The 6,271-nt window shown below is 49.9% G+C and carries 6 protein-coding genes; all 6 read left to right on the forward strand.

Annotated elements, in window-relative coordinates; genetic code table 11:
• Position 1: 1 nt before the first annotated feature.
• The 6 genes from PspCFBP13509_RS29040 (at position 2) to PspCFBP13509_RS29065 (ending at position 6,034) form a co-directional block, all read left to right on the forward strand.
• The gene (locus PspCFBP13509_RS29040) at positions 2 to 1,138 is read left to right on the forward strand and encodes a fatty acid desaturase (protein WP_137213038.1); all 1,137 of its coding nucleotides are present in this window, start codon (positions 2 to 4) and stop codon (positions 1,136 to 1,138) included.
• Positions 1,131 to 1,952, forward strand: a complete 822-nt coding sequence (locus tag PspCFBP13509_RS29045; RefSeq protein WP_065947530.1) for a fatty acid desaturase family protein — start codon at positions 1,131 to 1,133, stop codon at positions 1,950 to 1,952. The genes PspCFBP13509_RS29040 and PspCFBP13509_RS29045 overlap by 8 nt, the downstream gene beginning before the upstream one ends.
• A gap of 2 nt (positions 1,953 to 1,954) precedes the next feature.
• On the forward strand, positions 1,955 to 2,212 hold the full coding sequence (locus tag PspCFBP13509_RS29050; RefSeq protein ID WP_065926209.1) for an acyl carrier protein: 258 nt from the start codon (positions 1,955 to 1,957) through the stop codon (positions 2,210 to 2,212).
• 101 nt (positions 2,213 to 2,313) lie between these two features.
• Entirely contained in the window at positions 2,314 to 4,050 is a 1,737-nt protein-coding gene (locus PspCFBP13509_RS29055) for a fatty acyl-AMP ligase (RefSeq protein ID WP_083221183.1), read from the forward strand.
• 39 nt (positions 4,051 to 4,089) lie between these two features.
• Positions 4,090 to 5,121: a fatty acid desaturase gene (locus PspCFBP13509_RS29060; RefSeq protein ID WP_099489747.1), complete on the forward strand. Its 1,032-nt coding sequence runs from the start codon at positions 4,090 to 4,092 to the stop codon at positions 5,119 to 5,121.
• 10 nt (positions 5,122 to 5,131) lie between these two features.
• Entirely contained in the window at positions 5,132 to 6,034 is a 903-nt protein-coding gene (locus PspCFBP13509_RS29065; protein ID WP_065947528.1) for an alpha/beta hydrolase, read from the forward strand.
• Positions 6,035 to 6,271: the final 237 nt, after the last annotated feature.

The following is a 6,271-nucleotide window of genomic DNA, read 5'->3' on the forward strand; positions in this document are numbered from 1 at the left end:
CGTGAAGTATTTAAGATTCTCGGCGGTGCCTTTACTTTATATGCCCCTGTTGGTGTTCTCGACCTTGTGGGGTGGGTGGGCGCCCTTACTAAACTTGTTGTTCATCTTTGCATGCTACTTTGTGCTCGATCGATTTTCTGATCTCGGCGATGTTCAGGATGCCGGACGTTGGTCGTTTGTTCTCGACGGGCTTATGTATGTATATATCGTCCAGTCGCTGATCGCGGTAGGCGCGGTGTTGCTCGTGGCCGGCGGACATGCTCATGAAGCTATGCAAGCGCTGGCCCGTCTGGTTGATACGCCGGCGCTGGCTGAACGACAATGGACGCTCTTACAGGTTGTTGTCGCTTCCGTGAGCACAGGGTTCGTACTCAGCATCAATATGGTGGTGGGACATGAACTGACCCACCGAACAATCAGCAAGCTTGACATGGCGGCGGGCAATCTAGCCTTAGCGATCGTTGCTGACAGCCAGTTCGCCATTTCCCACGTACATTGTCATCATAAAAATGTTGCGACAACTCAGGATGCAGCGACAGCGCGTCGCGGTGAAAGTATTTATCGGTTTATTGTCCGCTCGTCCTGGGAGCAGTATGCCGAAGCCTGGGCATTCGAGAAGGCGCGGTTGAACAGATTGCCGAGATCTGTCTACGGCCTAGGGAATAGACTGATGCCAGGCTTCATCCTCACGCTGCTGATCATCGCTATCTCAATATATGTCGCCGGTGCAATGGGTTTTGCGTGTTATCTAATTATTGTGGTGACCTCGAAAGTTACTTATGAGTGCACTAATTACATTCAACATTATGGTTTGGTGCGTGTGCCAGGTAGTAAGGTCAGGCCAGCCCACAGCTGGGATTGCCGCAGCCTATTTTCATCCGCGGTTTTGCTGAATTTGACTCGGCATTCGGATCATCATGCTAACCCAAACAAAAAATATTGGTCGCTGGGTAGTCTTGAAAGCCCGGTACTGATTGAGCATGGTTACGTTGTGCAAATTTTCCGCTCGTTGTTTCCACGCTATTGGTTTCGAGTGATGGAGAAAAAACTGGAGCATTGGGAAAAGCATTATGCCACGGCTGAGGAAGGAGCAATCATGTCTGAACAGCGTCGTCAGTGGAGAAAGCAGAATGTTTAAATATAGTAAATTCGATGGCGTGCTGGTGGCTTTGAGTTTGGCGCATATTGCTTGTTGGGTCGTACCAGTCGTGTGGTTTAACGAACTGTCGATTGCGAGTCTGCTCATTCTGGCATTGGCCAACATTCTATTGATGTGTACCAACTATCAATGCGTGGCACATAATTTTATTCATAATCCGTTTTTCAAGTCGCGCCTGGGTAACTTGGTGTTTTCAGTGATCAATACACTGGCGCTGGGCATGCCGCAATCGTTCTACAAGGCACACCATATCAATCACCACGTTTTCAATAACGATGGGTGGGTGGGCGATCAGCCGCCAAAGGACAGATCATCGCTTTATTTATACGGCAGTGACGCTGGCGAGGAGAGTGCATTGCGCTACACGCTGCTCAGTTATTTCAGGCTGTCTGTCACCGAGTTGTTTAAAGATGCCTATCAGCGCGTCGGCGCACTGGTGATGATCGAGATCAGCATCCTAGTCTTTGCAGTCACTCTAACGCTGATCTATCAGCCGCTGGCGTTTGTGCTGTTTGTGATTCCTGTTCATTACCTCGGGACGTCGATGGCTTCACTGGAAAACTATGCAGAGCATCACGGCTGTGACCCGGCCAATAGCATGAGTAATTCCGTGAGTAGCTATTCACGGTTATACAATTTGCTTTGGTTCAATAATGGCTATCACCAGGAACACCATTGTATGCCAGATATCCATTGGTTTCGGTTGCCTGAGACCAGAAGCAAGATGCTGGATGAGCGCGAGCGTAAGGTCATCCGCGGAAGCCATTTTTTCAGTGTGTTCAAGGAGTCGTAAGCGTGGGTAATTGCAAGTTTTTTAATCTTCTTTATGAGGCTGTTGGCCACATTCGCTCGGAGTCGCTTGTCATTCTTGATTCGCTTGAGGGCGAAGAGTCTCTGATGAGTCTGCTTATTCCTTCTTTGGGCCTGGACTCGGTTGAAATCTTTGAACTTGTGGGCTATTTGGAGGATAACTCTGGCGTTGAAATTCCGGAGTCGAAGGTGTTCTCATTCAAGACTGTTGGTGAACTGAAAGCGTTCATGGCGCTGAATTGAGTTTGGGATTAGCACCCGTTTGTCATGCATCGCCGACCTGCGACGTGGCATGGGTGGCGTACTATTTTCCATAAGTACCCGGCAAGGAAGGAGGGGTCAACGTGACCGACAGAAATTTTTATAACATTCCGAATACTGAAGAACGCTGTTTTGCAAAATCTATAGTTGAAGTGTGTCAGTGGCGAGGTATTCACCAGTCCGACAGTATTGCTTATCGCTTCCTCAACAATGGTTTGGATGACTGCGAAACGTTGACCTGTGGTCAACTGCTCGCACGCCTGCGGTCTATCGCCGGGCACTTTGACGTAGGCGATGGCGGAGAGCGGGCTATCCTTCTATTCCCATCAGGGTTCGACTATATATCAAGCTTTTATGCATGCATTTTCGCCGGGATCGTCGCGGTGCCAGCTTACCCAATGGTTTCGCACTCCGAACATGTAAGGCTGCGGGTCATCATTAGGGACTGCAATCCTCGGTATATTCTGACCACCTCTGCTTTGAAGGACTCTCTGCTCCAGTGGCTGGAAAAAGAGGGGCTCACACACACGACGTTCAGGATTATTGTCGTCGATGAAGTGGCTAACTCGGACGTCGAGCCACGTCATGTCATAAGTCCAGGTGAGATTGCCTTCTTGCAATACACTTCTGGGTCTACGGGAAATCCCAAAGGCGTCATCGTCACCAATCAAAATCTGCTCCATAACTCCACGGTCATCTATCGTAAGTTCGAGCATGATGCCCATAGCTCTGTCGTCAGTTGGCTACCGCCTTTTCACGACATGGGGCTGGTGGGCGGCATTATTCAGCCAATGTTTGCAGGTTTTACCGCCAACATCATGTCGCCGATGACATTTTTGCGCAGGCCGTTGCGCTGGCTCCAGGCAATCTCGCTGTACGGCGCAACGTCCAGCGGCGGGCCAAATTTTTCCTACAAATTGTGCGCTAAACACTCCAACAGCAAGCAAATGGAAGGTATTGATCTCTCCTCCTGGAGGGTTGCCTTTAACGGCGCTGAGCCTATTCATGCGCAGACACTCAAGTCATTTTCCGAGCAGTTCGCGCCATACGGTTTCAGTCACGAAGCTTTTTATCCCTGCTACGGACTTGCTGAATCGACACTCTTCGTTACCGGTGGTAGCCCCCGTGAGGTGCATCAGCAGATCACTATCGATAGCGAGCAGCTCTCTCTAGGGCGGGCCGTGCCTGTTGTCGAACGGCCTGACGTAAAGACGGTAGTCGGTTCCGGGCAAGTATTGGGCAATGAAGTCTTGATTGTGGATCCCCAGAGCCGCCGAGTTTTGAATGATCGGGATGTGGGTGAAATCTGGGTATCAGGGGCAAGCGTTGCTCAGGGTTACTGGCAGCGTCCCGAAGAAAGCGAGGTGGTTTTCCAGGCCATGACCGAGGATGGGCGAGGGCCATTCATGAGAACAGGTGACTACGGATTTTTTGATGCGCAGGAGCTGTTCATTACCGGGCGTTTGAAGGAGGTCATCATCATCAATGGGAAAAACTATTTCCCATCAGATATCGAAGGGTCCGTTCAGGCGCTGTCCAGTGTTTTCAAAGCAGATGCGGGAGCCGCCATTTCCATTGAGGCGCAGGGTGAGCAACTCATCGTTATTCAGGAGATTGAGCGTTCACAGCGCCATGTCTATTCAGTAGAAACACTTGAATCGATGATCAAGGAGCACTGCTTCACCGTGCACGGGATTCGACCCCATGAAGTGATTTGCGTAGACCAATCACATATCCCCAAAACTACCAGCGGTAAGATAAAAAGACTTCAAGTTCGTCAAGACTATATACAAGGAAAATTTCGGGGCGCTCAAGCATGAGCGGCCAGCTGAAACACTTGGGTGACAGTGGAGAATAACGTGCTCAGTTCATCAGAAAAGCGAAAGTTATTTGATATTGTTCAAGGTTTTGCTCATGAGCGGATTGGGTACTCATATTTCTGCCTGATATCCACGGTGGTAATGTTATTTTCTGCTTATTCCGTGATTGCGCTCTCGGATGATATCATTCTTGGCATATTGGGGTGTGCCGCGGCTGTGGCGTTGAATATTAGATTGTTTGTGATTTATCACGACTATTGCCATGGCGCGTTGTTGAAAAATACAAACATTATAGTTAAAGCCATCCTGGGTTTTTTTGGACTTTTCATCTTCTTTCCGCCGGCACAATGGACGCGTAGTCACGATGAGCATCACCGTACCAACTCGATTCTGAATTTTGGTACGAACTCAATGGCCGAGAGCTACCTGTCCGGCTACTTCATGGTTGTGAACACTGAGCAATGGGCCGCATTTTCGCCAAGGCAGAAGGCGCTTTACAAACTCAGGCGCTCCGGTTTATCGATGGTGTTGGGGCTATTGGTTTTCTTCGTGCTGCCGACGCTCGCTAGAGGCTTCATTGATTTTCGCCGCTGCTGGACGTCCTTCATGTCTGTGCTTCTCCATAGCGTATTGCTGCTAGGGCTTTATCAGTTCGCGGGCAGCCTGAGTGTGCTCCTCTATATCTCGTCGCTACTGATTGCCACTGCAGTGGGGAGCTACCTTTTCTATGCTCAGCACAACTTTCAGGGCGCGAAGTTTTACGCGACGGCAGAATGGGATTATTTGGATGCGGCATTCGACAGTACATCGTTCTTCAGTATGTGCCGGCTGGGGCACTGGGTGACGGCCAATATTGGTTATCATCAAGTGCATCACGTCAATGCAAAGGTGCCTTTTTATCACCTTCCGGCGGCGATGTCGGCTATTGAGGGGATTGCGAAAGTGCATCGGACAACCTGGCGTATAGCCGATATTACAAGCAATCTGTCGTGTCATTTATGGGACGAAAAAAGGCAGCGTTTCATTCGTTATGAAGAAATAAACATGCCTTATGGATGCGATTTAAAATAGGAGAGTCATCGTGAATTACAAAGATAAAATTACCGCATCTTATGGCGATTTCAATGCGCCTGAGTTTAACGGCACGCTGCCGCTTAAGTTATTTCGCACTGCGATGAAATTCAGTGAGATTTGCGCGCCTGGCTTCACAAAAAGAAAAATGGAGAGTCTTTTGTTTCAACCGCGTCGCAAGAATAACGATCCTAGGGATCGCTTCCTTGTAAGCGCATCGGTGTCAGGGGACTTTGCGATCAAATCGGACGTTTCTTGCAAGTACTACCTGTGGGGAGGAGAGCGCCCAGACGTTCTTCTGGCGCATGGCTGGGAGTCGAAGGCGTCGCATTTTCGCACGTTGATCGAGTTGCTGACCCGTCGCGGACTGTGTGTTGCGGCTTTCGATGCGGTCGCTCACGGTCAATCCGGAGGCGATGAAGCGGATATGCTGGACTTTAAGGAATGCATTACGCACATGGTCGGCCTGTATGACAGTATCAATTGCGTAATTGGCTACAGTTTTGGCGGAATTGCCGCAGTTAATGCTGTGAAAGCCGGCCTCCCCATCAAGCGCCTCGGGCTGATCAGTTCGCCTTCCAGTTTCTATGGTGTGTTCGAGAAAGTGTCGGCTCAGTTGCGGCTGACCCGGACCATGCAAGCGCACTTGTCGTCCGTCGTGCTCGACCGCTATCAGTTGCAAGGTGAAAACTGGGACTTTTACAGCGCTTACCGGGGAGCCGAAGCCATGTCCATTCCATTGGTCGCGTTGCATGATACCAACGACACTTACGTCAATAAAATCGAGAGCGAATTGCTCGTCGAAGTTTGGCCAGGTGCCAAGCTAATATTAACCTCGGGCCTTGGGCATCGTGGCATTATTCGCTCCACCTCGGCCCTTGAGCAGTTGTGTGATGCCTTGCTAACCAGCTGAAACCGGAACTTGACGCCGTCCTCAGGGTGGCGTCGCGTTAGCTAGTAGGAGAATCAAAGACGACAGAAGGTTATAACTTTGTTGTTATTTGCCTGTTTCTACCCATGAAGTGATTGGTTGGATCAATGGCAAAGCATTTTCAGAGTAAGCGTCCGGCAGACACACCTTGACCACACCATTCTCCCCCGTGCTCCTCAAAACCACGCTCATTTGCAAGGCTTTAGTAAGCGCTTGGTT

Origin of the sequence: Pseudomonas sp. CFBP13509 (genome assembly GCF_005233485.1) — a bacterium.
Classification (GTDB): domain Bacteria; phylum Pseudomonadota; class Gammaproteobacteria; order Pseudomonadales; family Pseudomonadaceae; genus Aquipseudomonas; species Aquipseudomonas marginalis.

Bases quoted from the DNA above. Each gene is read 5' to 3' on its own strand.
- PspCFBP13509_RS29045 (WP_065947530.1), top strand. From the start codon at position 1,131: ATGTTTAAATATAGTAAATTCGATGGCGTGCTGGTGGCTTTGAGTTTG.